19 protein-coding genes are annotated in these 14,006 nt (G+C 40.4%); 9 read left to right on the forward strand and 10 right to left on the reverse strand.

The window, feature by feature from the left end; genetic code table 11:
- The first annotated feature begins 498 nt into the window (after positions 1-498).
- The 4 genes from ACE1CI_RS06970 (at position 499) to ppsA (ending at position 5,112) form a co-directional block, all read left to right on the forward strand.
- Positions 499-1,122: a hypothetical protein gene (locus ACE1CI_RS06970; RefSeq protein ID WP_413261717.1), complete on the forward strand. Its 624-nt coding sequence runs from the start codon at positions 499-501 to the stop codon at positions 1,120-1,122.
- 213 nt (positions 1,123-1,335) lie between these two features.
- The gene (locus tag ACE1CI_RS06975) at positions 1,336-1,689 is read left to right on the forward strand and encodes a hypothetical protein (RefSeq protein ID WP_413261716.1); all 354 of its coding nucleotides are present in this window, start codon (positions 1,336-1,338) and stop codon (positions 1,687-1,689) included.
- 3 nt (positions 1,690-1,692) lie between these two features.
- Positions 1,693-2,118 (forward strand): HNH endonuclease, encoded by a 426-nt coding sequence (locus ACE1CI_RS06980; protein ID WP_413261715.1) that lies wholly within the window; start codon positions 1,693-1,695, stop codon positions 2,116-2,118.
- A gap of 531 nt (positions 2,119-2,649) precedes the next feature.
- The gene (ppsA, locus tag ACE1CI_RS06985; protein WP_413261714.1) at positions 2,650-5,112 is read left to right on the forward strand and encodes a phosphoenolpyruvate synthase; all 2,463 of its coding nucleotides are present in this window, start codon (positions 2,650-2,652) and stop codon (positions 5,110-5,112) included.
- 198 nt (positions 5,113-5,310) lie between these two features.
- Here the strand turns inward: ppsA and ACE1CI_RS06990 are convergent, their stop codons facing one another.
- The 3 genes from ACE1CI_RS06990 to ACE1CI_RS07000 all read right to left on the reverse strand — a co-directional run bounded on the left by ACE1CI_RS06990 (position 5,311) and on the right by ACE1CI_RS07000 (position 6,944).
- Complete coding sequence (locus ACE1CI_RS06990) at positions 5,311-5,664, reverse strand: cupin domain-containing protein (RefSeq protein ID WP_496615291.1); 354 nt, start codon at positions 5,662-5,664, stop codon at positions 5,311-5,313.
- Between the two features lie 15 nt (positions 5,665-5,679).
- A complete protein-coding gene (locus ACE1CI_RS06995) occupies positions 5,680-6,384 on the reverse strand; it encodes a DUF4079 domain-containing protein (RefSeq protein ID WP_413261712.1) in 705 nt (234 codons plus the stop codon).
- A gap of 185 nt (positions 6,385-6,569) precedes the next feature.
- Entirely contained in the window at positions 6,570-6,944 is a 375-nt protein-coding gene (locus tag ACE1CI_RS07000; RefSeq protein WP_413261711.1) for a hypothetical protein, read from the reverse strand.
- Positions 6,945-7,054: 110 nt separating this feature from the next.
- On the opposite strand from ACE1CI_RS07000, the gene ACE1CI_RS07005 reads away from it, so the two are divergent.
- The 4 genes from ACE1CI_RS07005 to ACE1CI_RS07020 all read left to right on the forward strand — a co-directional run bounded on the left by ACE1CI_RS07005 (position 7,055) and on the right by ACE1CI_RS07020 (position 9,647).
- Positions 7,055-7,963 carry a LysR family transcriptional regulator gene (locus ACE1CI_RS07005; protein WP_413261710.1) on the forward strand — a complete coding sequence of 303 codons (909 nt, stop codon included), beginning with the start codon at positions 7,055-7,057 and terminating at the stop codon, positions 7,961-7,963.
- 219 nt (positions 7,964-8,182) lie between these two features.
- Positions 8,183-8,692: a photosystem I reaction center protein subunit XI gene (locus ACE1CI_RS07010; protein ID WP_413261709.1), complete on the forward strand. Its 510-nt coding sequence runs from the start codon at positions 8,183-8,185 to the stop codon at positions 8,690-8,692.
- A 106-nt stretch (positions 8,693-8,798) separates the two neighbouring features.
- On the forward strand, positions 8,799-8,915 hold the full coding sequence (locus tag ACE1CI_RS07015; RefSeq protein WP_413261708.1) for a photosystem I reaction center subunit VIII: 117 nt from the start codon (positions 8,799-8,801) through the stop codon (positions 8,913-8,915).
- A 108-nt stretch (positions 8,916-9,023) separates the two neighbouring features.
- Positions 9,024-9,647, forward strand: a complete 624-nt coding sequence (locus tag ACE1CI_RS07020) for a MarC family protein (RefSeq protein WP_413261707.1) — start codon at positions 9,024-9,026, stop codon at positions 9,645-9,647.
- A 125-nt stretch (positions 9,648-9,772) separates the two neighbouring features.
- Here ACE1CI_RS07020 and ACE1CI_RS07025 read toward each other — a convergent pair whose 3' ends face one another.
- From ACE1CI_RS07025 to ACE1CI_RS07035, 3 genes are all read right to left on the reverse strand, one after another.
- Positions 9,773-10,087: a hypothetical protein gene (locus ACE1CI_RS07025; RefSeq protein ID WP_496615292.1), complete on the reverse strand. Its 315-nt coding sequence runs from the start codon at positions 10,085-10,087 to the stop codon at positions 9,773-9,775.
- Positions 10,088-10,366: 279 nt separating this feature from the next.
- A complete protein-coding gene (locus ACE1CI_RS07030; RefSeq protein ID WP_413261705.1) occupies positions 10,367-10,654 on the reverse strand; it encodes a hypothetical protein in 288 nt (95 codons plus the stop codon).
- A 42-nt stretch (positions 10,655-10,696) separates the two neighbouring features.
- Positions 10,697-11,173, reverse strand: coding sequence for a hypothetical protein (locus ACE1CI_RS07035; protein ID WP_413261704.1), 477 nt, complete (start codon positions 11,171-11,173; stop codon positions 10,697-10,699).
- A 142-nt stretch (positions 11,174-11,315) separates the two neighbouring features.
- Here ACE1CI_RS07035 and ACE1CI_RS07040 point away from each other — a divergent pair, with 142 nt between their 5' ends.
- Positions 11,316-11,528, forward strand: coding sequence for a helix-turn-helix domain-containing protein (locus ACE1CI_RS07040; protein ID WP_413261703.1), 213 nt, complete (start codon positions 11,316-11,318; stop codon positions 11,526-11,528).
- A gap of 15 nt (positions 11,529-11,543) precedes the next feature.
- On the opposite strand, the gene ACE1CI_RS07045 is transcribed toward ACE1CI_RS07040, so the two are convergent.
- From ACE1CI_RS07045 to ACE1CI_RS07060, 4 genes are all read right to left on the reverse strand, one after another.
- Positions 11,544-12,683, reverse strand: coding sequence for a Holliday junction resolvase-like protein (locus ACE1CI_RS07045; RefSeq protein ID WP_413261702.1), 1,140 nt, complete (start codon positions 12,681-12,683; stop codon positions 11,544-11,546).
- Between the two features lie 82 nt (positions 12,684-12,765).
- Positions 12,766-12,981: a hypothetical protein gene (locus ACE1CI_RS07050; protein WP_413261701.1), complete on the reverse strand. Its 216-nt coding sequence runs from the start codon at positions 12,979-12,981 to the stop codon at positions 12,766-12,768.
- Positions 12,978-13,322, reverse strand: a complete 345-nt coding sequence (locus tag ACE1CI_RS07055; protein ID WP_413261700.1) for a hypothetical protein — start codon at positions 13,320-13,322, stop codon at positions 12,978-12,980. The genes ACE1CI_RS07050 and ACE1CI_RS07055 overlap by 4 nt, the downstream gene beginning before the upstream one ends.
- 32 nt (positions 13,323-13,354) lie before the next feature.
- The gene (locus tag ACE1CI_RS07060) at positions 13,355-13,987 is read right to left on the reverse strand and encodes a hypothetical protein (RefSeq protein ID WP_413261699.1); all 633 of its coding nucleotides are present in this window, start codon (positions 13,985-13,987) and stop codon (positions 13,355-13,357) included.
- Between the last annotated feature and the right edge of the window lie 19 nt (positions 13,988-14,006).

Genomic DNA, 14,006 nt, shown 5'->3' on the forward strand with positions numbered 1-14,006 from the left:
GATTGCAACCTTTCCACTCACCTCTTACTGATACTCCCAACTTTTCACAATATCCACCACGTCTTCCAGTTAATTTGTAGTAATGACAACACCGACAGGTTGAGGCTGTACTGTTTGACGCTTTCATCTCTTGGATTTCCTGCTTATTTTTTTGTGGAAATTAATTTATTGTTCTTGAGTAAATTATGCAAGAGCTTTTTGAGAATTAGGGATAATTAGTTGGGTTTGTATGCAAAATATTATATTAATTTATAAAACTTTACATATCCAACTAACAAATGTATTAATGTTGACAAACTCCCGAAAAATAGCTTTGACAATATTAATTTTTCATACTGCAAAACCATAGCGAATGTCAGTATTACAGGATACTTTTTGGGAGATAATGATGACTGGGAATTGGTAATAGGTAGTAGGTAGTGGGTAGTGGGATTCCTACTAGCTACTAAAAGCCTGAATCAATTTGAGTTATTAGCAGCGATCGCAAAGGTGTAAACTATGCTATACAGCAGCTTTACGTTGGCGAAAGTTAAAAAAGAGTTTGGTTTAACCACCATCGAAGCAGGACGGTTTTTGCCAGAGATAGATCCGATCGCACCAAGTTCTCGGTTGCAAGCAGTGTTGGAAGATTTGCCTTGGGCGTTCGCGCTAGCGTTGCGGAGCAATATCGCAGTTGGCTCAGAAAAAGCCAAGTCTGAGGGGATTATTTATCCAGTTTTGCAAGAGGTGAGACGGATTGTAAATCAGCAGGTGAGTCTCTTCTCAGGTCGAGATTTTACAGTAGATGTAGACAAAGGACTGACTGGGTATCTGGATTATTTGATTAGCCGTTCTTCAGAACAATTGGAGATTGAAGCACCCGTTGTGATTGTTGGGGAAGCGAAACGAGATAACTTAAATGAAGGATTGGGACAGTGTATTGCAGAAATGGTAGCGGCTCAATTGTTTAATCAAGCGAATCAAATCAATATTCCCACAATTTATGGGGCGGTGAGCAATGGGACGCAATGGCGCTTTTTGAAGTTGGAGGGGACGACGGTGGCGATCGATCTGATGGATTATGCGCTACCTCCAGTGGATCAGATTTTGGGTTTTTTGGTTTGGATGGTGCGAGAGGGGTAAGCTAATTGTTGAGAATGCGATCGCCCCACTATAATTTTTTATTTTTGTGGTGATGTTGAATTAAATCCCAAAAAAAGTAGGTTGGGTTGAACTTCGTTTAACCCAAAAAATCGATATAAACCGAGAAAAAGTAGTGTTGGGTTTTGTTACCTCAATTTACAAAATTAATGCTACGATTAACACAAATATTTTTAAGTGTTGCAAAGCTCGATCATGCAGATTAAAGTGGAAGTTCCAGATGAATTGGCGATGCGGTTAAGTCCACTGCAAGAGCAGTTAACACAAATTTTGGAACTGGGTTTGCGGGAATGGAGTGCAGATGCTCAATCTGGATTTTCTGGGTTGGCAGATGTATTAGAATTCTTGGCAAATCTTCCCACCCCAGAAGAAGTTTTGGCGTTGAAGCCGTCGGAAGCATTACAACAACATATCAACAATTTGCTGGAAAAAAATAGAACAGTTGGGTTGACGGCCCAAGAGGAACGTTTATGGCAACAATATGAATATGTTGAACATTTGGTGCGGGTGGCTAAGGCTAAAGCATTGCTGAAACTTAAGGAAGCCTAAAGAATGAGCAAGGCTTATGTTTCTGCTGCTCTCAGACGCTTGGTTTGTAATCGCGCTAATTTTGCTTGTGAGTATTGTTTGATGCCAGAAGTTTCTGTTCTTGTACCCCATGAAATCGATCATATCATTGCGGAAAAGCACGGTGGACAAACGAACGAAAATAATTTGGCTTTGGCTTGTACAATCTGCAACAAATATAAAGGAAGCGATCTGGCTTCAATCGATCCAATGAATGGGGAAATTGTGAGATTGTATAACCCTCGTCGCGATCGCTGGCGGGAGCATTTTAAAGTAGAAAAAGGCGAAATTATCCCGTTAACTGCGATTGGACGAGTGACAGTAAAATTGTTACAGATAAATCGTCCAGAGCGAGTTGAGGAACGAAGGTTACTATCACAAGCAAATATTTTGGATGTTCCAGAATCCTAACTTTACTATAAAAACTTTGTTGGGTTAAACGAAGTTTAACCCAACAAACTCACAGAAAAAGCGAAACAAACACAGGCATAGGCATTTTCACCCTGTATTAGATGTCTGAGGAACTGGGTTTTAGGTGGACGCAAAGGCACAATTACCAGTTGTCACGATTTCATTACCTGTTGATCCCCAAGCTGTTAACGCTTGATTCCCTATCTTTCCCACTGTAAAACCAGGGAGTTGGCAAAAATCTGTATAACAGTATACCATAGAAACAGAACTAGACAGCGATCCCAAAGAAATTACAAGAAAAATTACAAAAGATGCTTTTTTGATGCTGGTTTCTGTATCGATCGCTACACTAGGGCTATAAGGACGATCAATTTGCGATCGTCATTTCAAAACAAACTGTTATTAACAAAATAAGAAGCTATAAGTGTGTTTCCTAATAGTTAGGAAGCATTTACTAGGAGTTTTTTGTGCCTAAAATTGGCTGACTTCATAAATTCCAAAATTTTACTTGACTAGCAAGAGGAACTATTCATGGTGAAAGCAATTCAGGAAAGACTTTTCCAATTCGCTAAGGAACAATCTTTAATTCTGTGGTTTGATGAAGTGGGAATTAATGATATTGGTTTAGTTGGGGGGAAGAATGCTTCTTTAGGGGAAATGATTCGGGAATTAACTGCTAAAGGAATCAATGTTCCCAGAGGTTTTGCCACTACCGCTTATGCTTATCGTCATTTTATCCAAGCCGCAGGAGTTGGAGAGAAACTGCAAGAACTTTTTGCTGAATTGGATGTGGAAGATGTGAATAGTTTGCGGGAAACAGGGAAAAAAGCCCGGACATTGGTGTTAAATACTCCTTTCCCGACAGACTTGAGAAATGCGATTACTAAAGCTTATCAGGAAATGTGCGTTAGCGAAGCTCCTCTGAAAGAGGCTCGCTACGGAGAAAACACCGAAGTAGCCGTGCGTTCTTCCGCTACTGCTGAAGATTTACCCGATGCAAGTTTTGCAGGACAACAGGAAACTTACCTGAATGTACAAGGATTAGCTAGTGTATTACAAGCTTGTCATAAATGCTTTGCTTCTTTGTTTACCGATCGGGCTATTTCCTATCGTCATCAAAGAGGCTTCGATCATTTTAGCATTGCTCTTTCAGTCGGCATTCAAAAAATGGTACGTTCCGACCTAGCTTCTTCGGGAGTTATGTTTACCATTGACACAGAAACAGGCTTTAAAAATGCCACCTTAATTACAGCAGCTTATGGACTCGGAGAAAATGTCGTCCAAGGTGCCGTTAACCCTGATGAATATTTAGTTTTTAAACCCACATTAAAAGATGGCTATCGCCCAATTTTAGACAAAAGATTGGGAAGTAAAGAATACAGATTAGTCTGTGATGACGGTGGCTGTAAAGACATGAAAAATGAGCGCGTTCCCGATGTGGAACAGCGGCAATTTGCTTTAGAAGATGACGAGATTTTACAACTAGCGAAATGGGCTTGTGTCATTGAAAACCACTACAGCAGCGTGCGTGGAACTTACAGCCCAATGGATATTGAATGGGCGAAAGATGGAATTACCAAAGAATTATTTATCGTTCAAGCTAGACCAGAAACCGTACAATCTCAAAAAGCCGCAAATCTGATTCGCAGTTATGAATTGAAAGCACACAGCAATGTATTAGTAACTGGACGAAGTGTTGGCGAGGCAATTGGACAAGGAAAAGCCCGAATCATGCTAGATGTGCAGAAAATTGACTTGTTCCAACCAGGGGAAGTTTTAGTTACAGATAAAACCGACCCCGACTGGGAACCAATCATGAAAAAAGCCAGCGCCATTATTACTAATAAAGGTGGTCGTACCTGTCACGCTGCAATTATTGCGCGAGAAATGGGCATTCCGGCAATAGTGGGTTGTGGCGATGCTACGGAAGTTTTAAAAACAGGTCAAGAAATTACCGTTTCCTGTGCGGAAGGGGAAGAAGGAAGAGTTTACGAAGGTTTATTACCTTTTGAAGTGAAGGAAGTTGCTTTAGAAAATTTGCCCCATACTCGCACGAAAATTATGATGAATGTGGGCAACCCAGAAGAAGCTTTTCGCTTTGCATCTTTACCCAATGATGGTGTTGGTTTAGCACGGTTAGAATTCATCATCGCCAATCATATTAAAGCGCATCCTTTGGCTTTAATTAATTACGACAAAATTGAGGATGATGAAATTAAAGTTCCCTTAGCTAAACTCACAGCACTCTACGAAAATAAACCCGATTACTTTGTGGATAAATTAGCCCAAGGTGTAGGAAGAATTGCTGCTGCTTTTTATCCCAAACCTGTAGTTGTGCGGATGAGCGATTTTAAGAGTAATGAATACGCCAATCTTTTGGGCGGTCAATTGTTTGAACCTGAAGAAGAAAACCCGATGTTAAGTTGGCGAGGTGCGTCTCGTTATTGTGACCCGAAATATCAGGAAGCTTTTGCTTTGGAATGTCGGGCGATGAAACGAGTCCGGGATGAAATGGGTTTGACGAATGTGATTCTGATGATTCCTTTCTGTCGCACGCCTGCTGAAGGTCGCAAAGTGTTAGTTGAAATGGCGAAACATGGTTTAGAAAGGGGTGTGAATGATCTGCAAGTTTATGTAATGTGTGAATTGCCCAGTAATGTGATTTTGGCAGATAAATTCAGCGAAGTTTTTGATGGTTTTTCTATTGGTTCTAATGATTTGACCCAATTAACTTTAGGTTTAGACCGAGATTCCGGTTTAGTTGCTCATCTGTTTGATGAAAGGGATGAAGCGGTGCGAAGAATGGTAGAATTAGCGATTACTTCTGCGAAGAAACATCATCGCAAAATCGGTATTTGTGGTCAAGCACCTAGCGATTATCCTGAGTTTGCTCAGTTCTTAGTTGAGTTGGGAATTGATTCTATGAGTTTGAATCCTGATTCACTTTTGAAAACGCTGTTAATGGTCGCCCAAGTGGAGAAAAGGCAGGGATAAAACCAGTTTAAAAGTTTGTTTGAGGACTAGAAACTTCAATGGGGAGATTACTGGTAGTAGTCACCCCATTTTCTTTTTTTGATTTCTATTAAACTCCCCGGAAACCGATCGCTTTTTCCATAGCTTCACGAGGACTAAGTTTAGCTAATTCTCGATTTGTTTTAGCTTCATAGAGGTTGGCAACTTTCATGCTGTTGATTAAGGTGATGCTATTTCATAGCCAATTTGGGGAGCAGAATAAATGGAGACAAACACAGCATCTTCATTATTTTCATTCACCGCCCCATGAATCTGGTTTTTTTCCGCTATAGCGACTTCACCAGCATTCAAACTTTGGCTTTGATTATTACCTAAATAATAGGTCAAACTACCTCGAAGCACCACCCAAGTATCTTGTCCATTGGGGTGAGAATGAGCTTGTACAATTTGTCCAGTTTTGACTCCCCAAATAGCGATACTAGAATTTTCAGTCTGAATAATTTCAGTCACCGTAGCGGCTTCTTCGGAGAAACGTACATGAGCTTCTAGGGCAAAAATTCTGGGGTTGAGCATTTTTTAATCACCATTTTATTTGAGTTGAGGACAAGTTTTGTTAGTAAAATCACATTTATAGATATATTGCTGTTGCCAATGAAGGGGAATCTCTAGTAAATCCCTTGCACCAGTGATTCCTTGACCGATAAACAGCAGTAGAGCAAAACAATTAAGAATTATATGAACGGTGCGCCAGCGATTTTGTCTATCCTGATAAATATCTTGGACGATCGCCACAGAAAAAATCATCAATAAAGCAGCTATTATACCATAATAAAAATGCGAGACAAACCATTCATTATCCCGTCGGAATATTTCGGGCTGAAAGCCTAAAATAATCAATCCCATGCCCGTGATACTGGCAAAAATACCCCGCCATAGTTTCCCCTTTGCTTTAAAAACCAAGGCAAAAGAAGCAATGGTTAACAGGAAAATAGCAATGATAAAAAAGGCTCTAAAAGGTTCTTTAGTCAGGCTGTTATTACTGAGCATTTTTGAGAAGATGGGATAAGCCATTCCTAATAGAGTCACCCCGACTACTGAGCCACTTAACCAATTACCGATCGCTACGTGCTCCGAACCTACTATTGGCGGAATTTTACTTTTTTGCCCATTAGCAACTTGCAGACGGCGTTGCCGAGTCAGCAGGGCACGATTCGACACAATTCCGATTAAGGGAAAGACGACAATAATGGCGATCGCTGGATGTAATAAAGCAAAAATATCTTGAAGTTCCATGTTTAAATCTCCCTTAGTTCACTATTTATAGGGTAAGTTTTGCACTCAAAGGAGGTGGAACCTCCCAGATCCTCGTTCCCAGGTTCAACCTGGGAACGAAGAATGGAGGTTCTGCTCAGGAGTGCAAGAAAATTCTTCAGAAGTTCCCTTATAGCAGTAAATTTTATTGCTTTATTAATAGCTAATTACTTAACTTCATTGGCGGGAAACATCGCTACTCTTCCTTTTTTTATAGCTACAACCACATCATAAGTTGCACAATAAGAGAAAGTAATATCGTTGGCTTTGTTATAAAGATTTACCACCATACCTGCTCCACCAGGTTGTACTGCTAATGGTAATAAATCGCCGTAGAAAAATCGGCGCAATTGATCGCCACTACCAACTTGTCCTTTGCTTTTATTAATGATGTCGATCTTTTGCTGCGCCGTCATTTCCTGAGCAACAGCTAAATTTTGACTGTCGAGCAAAAAGCTATTTATCGCTACATCTCCCACACTAATCACACTAGCGAGGGCTAAGGGAGCGAACAAAAAACTGAGGGACTTGAGTTTTAACATCTACGTATTAATGGTGAGAACGCCTGATTACCATATCATCATCTATTTAAATTTCTTTGAGAAGTAGGCAAAATAGAATATGCTATATGCCATTTTGGAATAGGTGCAGTATGGATCGAATTGCCTGTATGCAAAGCTTTGTTCGGGCGATCGAAATGAATAGTTTTTCTGCGGTGGCGCGGGAACAAAAGACAACCCAACCGACGATTAGTAAACAAATTGCAGCTTTAGAGAAATATTTAGGAGTGCAGTTAATCGCTCGTTCTACTACCAATTTGAGTTTGACGGAGGAGGGTAAAAAATACTATCAATACTGTCAGCGAATCTTAGAAACTGTTGCGGAAGCGGAGGCAAGTTTAACGGGGAAAGAACAAGCAACAGGAATTTTACGCTTGGGTTGTCCTGTACTTTTTGGGCAAATGCAGATTGTTCCCCGGTTAAAAGCTTTTATGGCACGCTATCCTGATGTGAAAATCGATCTGATGATGGCAGATCATTTTGTGGACATTGTAGAGAATGGTTTAGACCTTTTAATCCGCATTGGTAATCGTTTGGATAGTTCCCTAATTAGCGATCGCATCGGCACAACTCGCCGTGTCACAGTGGCAACAAAAAGTTATTTTGAGCAAGCAGGAGAACCGCAACACCCAGATGATTTAGTGCATCATAATTGTCTGGTTTATACTCGTCTGACAACGGGCAATGAGTGGCATTTTCAAGGAAAAAACGGCATTATTAAGGTGCAGGTTGGGGGCTGTTTTCAAACTAATAGTTCTGTTGCGATTCGCGCCGCAGTGTTGTCGGGTTTGGGGATTGCGATCGCGCCTGTCTGGATGTTTGGGGATGAGATTTACCGAGGCGATCTTAAGGTGGTGTTACCAGATTATCAGCCAACTCCCTTACAAATTCATGCGGTTTATCGCCGTAGTCGTTTTTATCCGGCAAAAATACTTTGTTTTAGAGACTTTTTAGCCGCAGAATTCCAGATCGATCCTTGGGTTTCGGACTACGGGGTTTGAGTCGCAAACAGGGTATTTGCGATCGACTCAAATCAATCGACTCACAAACTACCATTTTTGTCAATGTCTAAATCGTAAAGTTTTGCGAGTTGCTCAGTCCGTAAGATTAACTTTTTTAAAGCTGAACACTCATTCTGTAATGAAATAACCTCCATTTGCTTAGAATATGAGCTTAAGTTCTTCTGTAGATTTCCAAACAAACAAAGAGGAATATTAAGTATGGCCGATCCTAGAGATGCAGAGGTCGTTAAAGCCTATAATGGTGATCCTTTTGTTGGTCACTTGTCCACCCCCATCAGTGATTCCGCTTTTACCAAAACTTTCATCGGTAATTTGCCAGCCTACCGCAAAGGCTTATCTCCAATCCTCCGAGGTTTAGAGATTGGCATGGCTCACGGCTACTTCATCATTGGCCCTTGGATTAAGTTTGGGCCATTACGTGATTATGGCGAAGCTGCTAACTTAGGCGGATTAATCTCTGGTTTAGCGTTGATTCTCATCGCTACTGCTTGTATGTCTGTTTATGGACTGGCTTCTTTCCAAGAAAATACCAGCACTATTCCTAGCAAGAATCCTCAAGCTCCTGAACCACTTAAAACTGCTGAGGGTTGGAGTCAGTTGACTGCTGGTTTCTTTGTTGGTGCAATGGGTGGCGCTTTCGTTGCCTTTTTCCTCTTGGAAAACTTCAACGTTGTAGACGCTATCTTTCGTGGTGTAGTCCATCACTAAACCTCTGTCTCTGGTAAACTGACGGAGATTTTTTTATCTCTTGTCAGTAACATGGTCAGATAATCAATTTGGCAAAAATCACTTTAACCTTTTTGGAGATTCTGAAATGACAGGTTCATACGCAGCTTCTTTCTTGCCTTGGATTCTCATCCCCATCATTACCTGGCTCTTACCTGCCGTAGTAATGGGTCTGTTGTTTATCTACATTGAGAGCGAAGCTTAATTCTAGCTCTCTCTAAAGGCAGACTCGAATCTAACTTTCAATTTCTGAAAATCCCTTGCCAAACGGTGAGGGATTTTTTACCCTTTAAATAGTTGTTACTCCTGACCTATGGTTATTGATATTTCGGTTATTGATATTCCTATCTTTGTCAAATCTTTTGTGGCTGTATTTGTCTTAGCTGATGCTTTGGGAAATGCACCTGTTTTTTTGATTTTAACCAAAGGAATGGAACCGGAGCAAAAAAATAAAGTGTTTAATAAAGCAGCTTTGTTTGCTACAGGGGTGCTACTTTTGTTTGCTCTGGTTGGACAAACAGTTCTTAATTATTTACATATAAGTATGGGTTCTTTGCAAGTAGCTGGAGGTCTGTTATTGCTGTTAATTGCTTTGCAAATGTTGGAAGGAAAAATGGATGAACCAATTGTGGAGCCTGAACGAGATGTGGCTATTACTCCTTTGGCTTTCCCTTTGTTGGCGGGGCCTGGTACACTTTCAACGGTCATGGTGTTAATGTCGGAATCTCCTGAAGCGGGTTTAAGTGTTGCTTTGGGAATAGTTTCTGCGATGTTTATCTCTTGGGTAATTGTCAGGCAATCTACTCGCGTTGATCATTTATTAGGTGCGGAAGGGGCAATAATTATTACTCAAATTTTAGGCTTTTTGTTGGCAGCTTTGGCGATCGAAATTGGCAGTGCTGGAATTCGGTCTTTGTTTTTCATTTCGGCTCCTTAATTTATTCGGCTATTGTGCAAAGTTGGCGATCGCACTCTATTTCCCCCCTTTTCAACTAATCCCCTTTACCTCCGGTGCCAAGGAAATTTTGTACACTAAAGAAGCTGCGAGTTGAGAATAAGGACTCAGGCTAAAATTCCAAGTACAAAAACCATTTTCATCAGGTGCACTCCCTCAGTAGTTTGAGCGGCAATTACCTCTATTTTCACCTGTTCTAACTCGGAAACTGGCAGCCATTCCGTAGTTTTAATTATCCTCGATTCTGCCCCAATATTAGATAGATATAACCTGACTGTTTTTGTGACAATATTCCATTTTGTCAGATGATCCTGTTCTTTTTTCTGGATTGCCGCTCTGTCTTCTAGGAGTGTGACAACAGAGACGGGTGCATCGAAAGTTAGTTCTTGGACGATCGCATTTTCTGATTGAATTGTTTGCATAAATATTGAGATCGCTTTTATATGGTTATTAATTGCTGCTGCTCAGATCCCCGACTTCTTCAAGAAGTCGGGGATCTAGATCTGCTCAGATCCCCGACTTCTTCAAGAAGTCGGGGATCTAGATCTGCTCAGATCCCCGACTTCTTCAAGAAGTCGGGGATCTAGATCCACAAACTATTATTCTCGACGATTTCCTCCTATTAATTCGCTATCCACAAAAGTTTTAATTTTGTAATCAACTGCCAAAGCTTTTTGCTCTTTTGCAGGTACTTCCACCTGCTAACGATAACCACCTTGGATTGGTGTTCCCCGTTCTTCTTGCTTATATTCTTCCCATTCCGGTGAAACTTGCTCTATTTTTACTTCAACTTTTGCACCTTCTTGGGGAATGGGGAGGCGTTCGCGCACCTCAATTTTTGCATTTCTCTTGAGATGATTTGTAATCTCAATTTTGATTTGATGACACAGTTCATTAAATGCCACTATTGTCTCGCCAGAACGCACTTCCCAATAGGAAGTATTCCGCGCTACTTTGATTGCTTGTTCAACTCCTAATCCTAATTCCATCTGTCCTGTTGCTGCGTACCTTGACGGTGCGAGTGTCCATAGTTAAACTAGGGACAAATTCAGCAAACTTTGTTGTTTGGCGGCAACTTCTCTGAGGGTTTCTATTACTGAGTTGGTAAATAGAGTTTTGACTTTAGCTACCAGGTTACTCCACTCCCACAATTGTGCTGCACAAACCGCTCTCTCGAACTGATAGATATAGAATTTTTTCCAGAATTCTTGGGCTGGTTTCTTTCTCCAGCGTTTATGCCAAAAGTAAAAATCTAATGGTGTGGGCAAGGTGACGTTTACAATCGGCGGAAAGTCGGCATAACTGACAAATCTGCTGATTCTTTTGCCGTGAACGTGGACAACATAACGCAAGCAAGTGATTTTGTAGATTTCCTCAACGGAAATGTTGAATAGTAACGCTGCTGCTTCTTCGGTGACGAACCGCGCTAAGGGATGAATAACTGGAGATTTGTGGACAATTTTTGATGCTGGGATTTTGAGCGATCGAATTGGGTTAAATGTTTGCATTTCTTTCTTGGATGTTGCTAAGATCTTTTTGACTCTTTTTAGGGTTTTTATGCGATCGCCCTTTTGTTTGTCACACGCCGGGGCGATTGCTTTTACATTGCTAAGTATTTATTATCAGGTGGAGTTGCACCATTAGTCAAGCATGGGTCTAGTAAGACTAAGAATTCGGGAACTAGCAGCGGAGAAAGGCTGGACACTTAAGGAAGTTGCCGATCGCTCTGGAGTGGTTTACAACACAGTTAAGAGTTATGCCCGTCGTTCGGAATTGGCTATGGTTGATTATACAGCTATATATAAATTGGCGAGGACGTTTGATGTAATGATTGAAGATTTGGTGGAGATTTTGGAGGAGTGAGTGCGATCGATCTTGTCAATTCCTTGATTTTAACGCTTGATTTGCCGCTCTACTTACATAACCAATAGGATCTTCTAAAGCAAGTTTCAGAAAAGGTAAAACTTCATCTAAAGGGATTACACTTAATGCCTTCACTGCATAAACTCGTACTTGCGGCTTTTCATCTTGACTCAGTTTTCCTAATACTGGTATTGCTTGTTTAATCTCTTGTCTCAATTTATGAGATGCCGCAATTTTGCCAATAGCTGATGCTGTTAATCTCCGAACATTACCGTTTGGGTGATATCCATAACTAATTAATTGGGAAATATACTCAATTTTTCGGGTATTACCCCAAGCGACAATTTGCTGGCTTAAATCAAGAGAGCTTTCATTAGTTATATTATCTACATTTTCCGCAACAACTGATGATTTTACAGGAATTTGACTTTGATTGGAAGTGGAAATTTGCAGGTTTTTATCAATCCATATTGTTTCCCAACGCACTCGCCCAGCATCAACAGCAGCTTTGATTTTTAATTGTATAGGAGAGAGTTTGGCGCGATTACCTGTTTTGACATCTGCCAGAATAATCGATCGAATTTCCCCTAGATTTTCTTTGGCTTCATCATAACCGTCAATGATAATATAATCTATGGGCGAACCGATAAATCTCATATCTCCCGGATGATATTTTAACCCAGGCAATAAGGGTAACAATTGCTCAAAAACTCTACCTTTGATTACACTTCGACTACTCTTCAAGCTTGATTCACGAATCGATTTTTCGTATAGAGTTTTCCATTTAGTAAGTTCTAAGCGGTACTTTTCTTCAAAGGTCTTTTCCAGCCTATCTTTCTCTGATTGAAAGTCTGTTAAGGCTTTAACTCTAGCGTTTTCCTCCAGAGTTTGCTGCAAATTCAAAGCCTTTACTTCAAATTCTTTTTGTAATAGTTCGGTAGCTTGATTTAACTGGTTGTCATAATGCTGCCTTAATGAGTTAATGGTTGTTTGCATTCGAGATTCATGAGCTTTTTCTAATTGCTCAACTGTCTTTTCTATTTGTGTTGTTTGAGCTTCTTTTTGTTGATTAATTTGTTGTTTCAAGAGCGAGTAAGTTAGACTGACTCCGGTGAGGAAACTTAGTGCGATCGCTAAAACTAAAACCCAAGTCATCACTACTTTTTGAGATAAAACTCCCACGACCTGTTTATTATTCCCAGGAATAGAGCCTGACTAACAGAGTGAATAAAAAAATTTAGCTCTCTGATACCTGATTAATTGATTCAGCTAAACGTTTAGCCTTTTCCCGACGATAAACATTTATTGGACTGTTGCGAATCTCAGCTTCTACCATTGCAATGAGTTCTTCTATTTCTAAAGCTACAGCCTCAAGCTGGTGATTGCTGTCTCGTAGCATCGCAACAGTTTTTTTAACTTTCTCCGGGTCGGGAAGTTTTGGTTGTTCAGTCATAGTATGTTCCAATCCCTTTTAGCTTCTTGAACACTTGCTGAGGAAGCATCGGCGGCAGCTTGCGCTCTCCCAATTGTTTGAGCCAATGAATTCAGCATAGCAGGAGGAGCAGTAGGTTGAGCTTCAGCAATCCTGAGCAACAGTTGGAATAGACCTAAGTAAGGAGTTCTCAAGCGTTCTGCCGCATTTTGCAGCTGCTCTAACACTGTAGCAGTTGCCTCTGTCTCCCCATATTGTTCAAAAATAGCTATTTCTGCTGCTTTGGCTTCATCAATTCCTTCCAACAGCCTTCTTTGTAAATTTAACACCGTCGTTATGATGTCGTCTGGCAACCTGACCATACAGATTACTTTACTCCAGTTTTTGAGTTATTTTATAAGCTACTCAATGCTGGCGAAAGGGAAGACAAAAAATTAATTAATTCAGCAATCAGAGGATGCTGCCGTAAAATATGCAGTTGTTCTTGATTGAGGTTATTTAGAATATTTTGAATAGCTTGAGCGTATGAAGCTTTAGTTAAGGATTTTAAAAATTGTTTGGGGTTAATTTTGGCAAATTGCCATTCTATATCGGATAATTGTCGATCGCTAATTGTTTCTATTAAAGCCTGGTCTTGCACCAGAATAGCTTCTAATTCTGGAACAGCTAAGAAAACTGAGAAGGGAATTCCAGGGGAAGATTGATAAAGTAATTGATGCAATAAAGCTGACTGTTCTTTAACAGCTGATTCATCTTCTGTATCAGCATCAATTATCAAAGCTACGGGTAATAATTTAATCGCCAGAATAGTGCTAGCGAGAGATTGAGCACTATATTTACCTGCACCTGCTACAAACTTAGTCTGATTTACTAAATTTTCCGGGAGTATTTTTTGCAAAATTTCGCGATCGAGTTCGCCTTCTGTAATCACATAAGCCCGTGTCATTTCAATTTGACTCCACAAATCAGCAAGTTGTTTCCAATCATAGGTTTGTATTCTTGCTTCATATTCTGCACCAGTTGTCATAGAAAGTTTTAGCCTTTAT

It is taken from the genome of Floridaenema flaviceps BLCC-F50 (assembly GCF_041929275.2).
GTDB classification, from domain to species: Bacteria; Cyanobacteriota; Cyanobacteriia; order Cyanobacteriales; family Aerosakkonemataceae; genus Floridanema; species Floridanema flaviceps.

Coding starts and splice junctions, on each gene's coding strand:
- ACE1CI_RS07055 (WP_413261700.1), bottom strand. CDS start 13,322: ATGGTCAGGTTGCCAGACGACATCATAACGACGGTGTTAAATTTACAA.
- ACE1CI_RS07025 (WP_496615292.1), bottom strand. CDS start 10,087: ATGCAAACAATTCAATCAGAAAATGCGATCGTCCAAGAACTAACTTTC.
- ACE1CI_RS06990 (WP_496615291.1), bottom strand. CDS start 5,664: ATGCTCAACCCCAGAATTTTTGCCCTAGAAGCTCATGTACGTTTCTCC.
- ACE1CI_RS06975 (WP_413261716.1), top strand. CDS start 1,336: ATGCAGATTAAAGTGGAAGTTCCAGATGAATTGGCGATGCGGTTAAGT.
- ACE1CI_RS07020 (WP_413261707.1), top strand. CDS start 9,024: ATGGTTATTGATATTTCGGTTATTGATATTCCTATCTTTGTCAAATCT.
- ACE1CI_RS06995 (WP_413261712.1), bottom strand. CDS start 6,384: ATGGAACTTCAAGATATTTTTGCTTTATTACATCCAGCGATCGCCATT.
- ACE1CI_RS07045 (WP_413261702.1), bottom strand. CDS start 12,683: ATGACTTGGGTTTTAGTTTTAGCGATCGCACTAAGTTTCCTCACCGGA.
- ACE1CI_RS07060 (WP_413261699.1), bottom strand. CDS start 13,987: ATGACAACTGGTGCAGAATATGAAGCAAGAATACAAACCTATGATTGG.
- ACE1CI_RS07000 (WP_413261711.1), bottom strand. CDS start 6,944: ATGTTAAAACTCAAGTCCCTCAGTTTTTTGTTCGCTCCCTTAGCCCTC.
- ACE1CI_RS07035 (WP_413261704.1), bottom strand. CDS start 11,173: ATGCAAACATTTAACCCAATTCGATCGCTCAAAATCCCAGCATCAAAA.
- ACE1CI_RS07030 (WP_413261705.1), bottom strand. CDS start 10,654: ATGGAATTAGGATTAGGAGTTGAACAAGCAATCAAAGTAGCGCGGAAT.
- ACE1CI_RS07050 (WP_413261701.1), bottom strand. CDS start 12,981: ATGACTGAACAACCAAAACTTCCCGACCCGGAGAAAGTTAAAAAAACT.
- ACE1CI_RS06980 (WP_413261715.1), top strand. CDS start 1,693: ATGAGCAAGGCTTATGTTTCTGCTGCTCTCAGACGCTTGGTTTGTAAT.
- ACE1CI_RS07015 (WP_413261708.1), top strand. CDS start 8,799: ATGACAGGTTCATACGCAGCTTCTTTCTTGCCTTGGATTCTCATCCCC.
- ppsA (WP_413261714.1), top strand. CDS start 2,650: ATGGTGAAAGCAATTCAGGAAAGACTTTTCCAATTCGCTAAGGAACAA.
- ACE1CI_RS07010 (WP_413261709.1), top strand. CDS start 8,183: ATGGCCGATCCTAGAGATGCAGAGGTCGTTAAAGCCTATAATGGTGAT.
- ACE1CI_RS06970 (WP_413261717.1), top strand. CDS start 499: ATGCTATACAGCAGCTTTACGTTGGCGAAAGTTAAAAAAGAGTTTGGT.
- ACE1CI_RS07040 (WP_413261703.1), top strand. CDS start 11,316: ATGGGTCTAGTAAGACTAAGAATTCGGGAACTAGCAGCGGAGAAAGGC.
- ACE1CI_RS07005 (WP_413261710.1), top strand. CDS start 7,055: ATGGATCGAATTGCCTGTATGCAAAGCTTTGTTCGGGCGATCGAAATG.